Origin of the sequence: Streptomyces katrae (genome assembly GCF_000966975.1) — a bacterium.
Taxonomy (GTDB): domain Bacteria; phylum Actinomycetota; class Actinomycetes; order Streptomycetales; family Streptomycetaceae; genus Streptomyces; species Streptomyces katrae.
Window position 1 is genome coordinate 1 of record NZ_JZWV01000937.1, and the last position, 3613, is coordinate 3613.

General features: G+C 71.7%; 3 protein-coding genes. All 3 read left to right on the forward strand.

Going from position 1 to position 3613, the window contains the following annotated elements; all coding sequences use genetic code 11:
* Window positions 1-1364, forward strand: a 1364-nt coding sequence (locus VR44_RS30005; RefSeq protein WP_045950765.1) for a D-alanyl-D-alanine carboxypeptidase family protein, incomplete at its 5' end; no start/stop codon positions are given.
* A 107-nt stretch (window positions 1365-1471) separates the two neighbouring features.
* Window positions 1472-3307 carry an MFS transporter gene (locus tag VR44_RS30010; protein WP_425424544.1) on the forward strand — a complete coding sequence of 612 codons (1836 nt, stop codon included), beginning with the start codon at window positions 1472-1474 and terminating at the stop codon, window positions 3305-3307.
* An 87-nt stretch (window positions 3308-3394) separates the two neighbouring features.
* Window positions 3395-3613, forward strand: a 219-nt coding sequence (locus VR44_RS30015) for a hypothetical protein (RefSeq protein WP_245692493.1), incomplete at its 3' end; no start/stop codon positions are given.

The following is a 3613-nucleotide window of genomic DNA, read 5'->3' on the forward strand; positions in this document are numbered from 1 at the left end:
CCCCCAGGCCCGACCCCGCCGCCGCGCCCACCGTGCGCCGGCTGGACCCCAGCGAGCGCACCACGCAGCAGCCGCTGCCGCCCAGGCCGCCGCTCGACATGCTGGCGGACCTCACCAACAATCCGCCCCCGCCGCCCAGCCCGATGCGGACGGTGGTGCGGAGGGTCAAGATCTACGCGCCGATCGTGGTGCTGCTGGCCGTCATCCTCGCCGTCGTGCAGCTGGTGCGCCCGCTGCCCGCGCCGAAGCTCGTCCTGACGGCGAAGTCCCAGTACACCTTCCCCGGCGGGGCGCCCGAGCTGCCCTGGCCCACCGAGGGCCAGGCCTCGATGGCCGCCGCCGGCCTCGGCACGATCGGCTCGTCCGGCGAGCAGAAGCCCGTGCCGATCGCCAGTGTCACCAAGTCGATGACGGCGTACATCATCATGCGCGACCACCCCTTCAAGAAGGGGGAGAAGGGCGCGCTGATCGACGTCGACAAGACCGCCGAGACCGAGGGTCAGAAGGACAAGTCGGACAACGAGTCCACCCTCAACACGGTCAAGGAGGGCGACAAGATCTCGGAGTACGACGCGATCGCCGCCCTCATGATCCCCTCGGCCAACAACATCGCGCGGCTGCTGGCCCGCTGGGACTCCGGTTCCCAGGAGGCGTTCGTCAAGAAGATGAACGACACCGCCAAGCAGCTCGGCATGACGAACACCACCTACACCGACCCCTCGGGCCTGGACGCGACCACGGTCAGCACCGCCGAGGACCAGGTCAAGCTCGGTCTGAAGATCGTCGAGCTGGACGCGCTGGTGGACATCACCCGCAAGCCCTCCTGGACGGACCAGACCGGCAAGAACTGGCCGAACTGGAACCGTCTGGTCCCGTACAACGAGTCCCTCGGCATCAAGACCGGTACGACGACCAAGGCCGGCGGTAACCTCCTCTTCGCCGCCTACAAGAAGGTCGGCGACACCAACCAGCTGATCGTCGGCGCGGTCCTCGGCCAGCACAAGCCGCCGATCATCGACACCGTCATCGCCGCGAGCAAGAACCTCCTGGTCGCCACCCAGAAGTCCCTGGAGGGCGCGCCCGTCGTCAAGAAGGGCGATGTCGTCGGGTACGTGGACGACGGCGTGGGCGGCCGGACCAAGGTCGTCGCCACCGCCGACGTCCAGGCGGTCGGCTGGTCCTCGCTGACCGTCGACATCAAGCTCGGCGACGGCGGTACGAAGATCCCCGGCACGGCGAAGGCCGGTACGGCGGTCGGCGTGCTGACCGTCGGCGACGGGGCAAGTCAGGTCAAGGTGCCGGTGGCGCTCCAGTCGGAGCTGGTCGCGCCGGGCATCGGCAGCAAGCTGACCCGTATCGGCTGATACGGGTCGCGAGCGCGGTACGGCGCCCCGGGCAACCCCGGGGCGCCGTGGCGCGTAAAGGGAGCCGGACGGGACAGGAGTGCCGTGCCGGGGAGAGAGTGTCGGTCGTGACCACAGCTGAGCAGCACAAGCCCGGGCGCCGGGTACCCGGACAGAGACAGCACCCGCCTGCCGGGGACCCGCCCGCCGGGTCCCCGGCAGGCGGCGCCCTGGGCTGGGCGCAGCGCCATCCCGTGCCGGTGGCCGCCGCCGTCGCGGCCGTCCTGCACGTCGTCTGGTTCTTCTGTTTCGCCAACAGCGGCGGGGACCTGGCCGCGCAGGACGCGTGGGCGGAGTTCGTCGGCCGGCACCCGGACACGGCGTACAACCTCGCCTGGTACGGGGGGATGCACCCGGTCTCGTACAGCGTCGTCTCCCCGTACGTCATGCACGTCCTCGGTGTCCGGACCACGATGATGATCGCGGGGACCGCCTCGGCGGCCCTGCTCGCCCTGGTCCTGACCCGCTGCCAGGGCGCCGTCCGGCGGCCGCTGTGGCCCGCGCTGGCCGGGGTCTACGGGCTGTTCTGCAACGCCCTCTCGGGCCGGGTCACCTTCGGGCTCGGCACCCTGTTCGCGCTGGGGGCCGTGGCCGCCGTCTTCTGCTGGCCCCGGAAGTGGGCCCGCAGGCGCTGGGCCAAGGCCGCCGTCGCCGCGCCGCTGGCGGGGCTGGCGACCGCCGCGAGCCCGGTGGCGGGGCTGTTCCTCGGGGTGATCGCGGCCGCGCTGTTCCTGAGCGGGCGGCGCCCGGGCGCGTACGCCCTGGGGCTGGCCCCGGTGGCGGTGGTCGGGCTGTCGGCCTGGCTGTTCCCGTTCTCCGGGACGCAGCCGATGAAGTTCGGTTCGGCCTGGCTGCCGTTCGTGTTCGGGCTGGCCATCTCCTTCGTCGTGCCGAAGCGGTGGAAGACGGTCCGGATCTCCGGCGCCGTCTACGCCCTCGGGGTGTTCCTGACCTGGGTGATCGACTCCCAGATCGGTTCGAACGCCACCCGCATGGTCATGCTCTTCGGCGGGGCGGTCCTCCTCGCGGCCGTCCCGCACACGGCCCCGCGGACCCGGCACCGGTACGCCGTACTGCTGGCGTTCGTCGGGATCAACGTCTGGATCACCACCAACAGCATCACCGACATCGTCCGCACCACCCCGGTGGCCGCCTGGAACCGCGAGCTGGCCCCGCTGATCGACCAGCTGCAGAAGGCCGGCGCCGACCGGGGCCGGGTCGAGGTGGTCCCGGCCAGCAGCCACCGCGAGTCCTCGGCCTTCCCCTCGTACGTCAACCTCGCGCGCGGCTGGAACCGGCAGGCCGACCTGGAGCGGAACCCGCTCTTCTACGACGACACCCTCACGGCCGACAGCTACCGGGGCTGGCTGGAGCGCTGGGCCGTGCACTACGTGGTGCTGCCCGCCGACAAGCCCGACTCGGGCGGGCAGGCCGAGGCGGAGCTGCTGCGCGGGGGGCTCCCGTACCTGCGGCAGATCTGGGGCGACGAGAACTGGCTGCTCTTCCAGGTGGAGGCTCCGACGAGCCTGGTGACCGGGCCGGCGAAGGTGGTCCGGGCGGGCGCGGACCAGCTGGTCCTCGACGTCTCCGCGCCCGGCCGGGTGCTGGTGCGGATCCCGCACTCGCCGTGGCTGGGGCTGGTGGACGGCGCGGGCAAGGCCGTGGAGACGCCGCAGGAGACCGCGGCGTCGAAGGCGCGGGGCACGGCGGGGACGAAGGAGTACGCGAACACCGCCGGCTGCCTGTTCAAGGCCGACCGCGACGGCGAGGGCGACGTGTGGACGGAGCTGCTGGTCCCGGCGCCGGGGGAGTACCGGATCGCGGCGAAGTACCAGCTCCCCCGCGGTACGCCCTGCCCGGAGGAGCTGGTCCGCGGTGCGCAGGGGACGGGGGGACGCCCCTGACCGGGCCCATCCAGGTGCATGGATCCGCAGATCTGCTTACGATCCCATTAGTTCGATCGGATGCTTCCCGAAGGAGTTGACGACGGGATGAGCAAAGAGCAGAAGCAGGACATCCAGGCCGCGGTGGCGAAGGCGGTGGAGCGGCTCGAACTGCAGACGCGGCGCGCGCAGGGCCACGGCCCCGGCCACGGCTTCGAGGGTCCCCTCCACAGCAAGGTGAAGGGCGGAGTACACACCAAGGCGGCCCTGAAGCGGGCCGGCACCCCCCAGGGCGACCGCATCGGCGAACGCAGCCCGGGCCTCAGC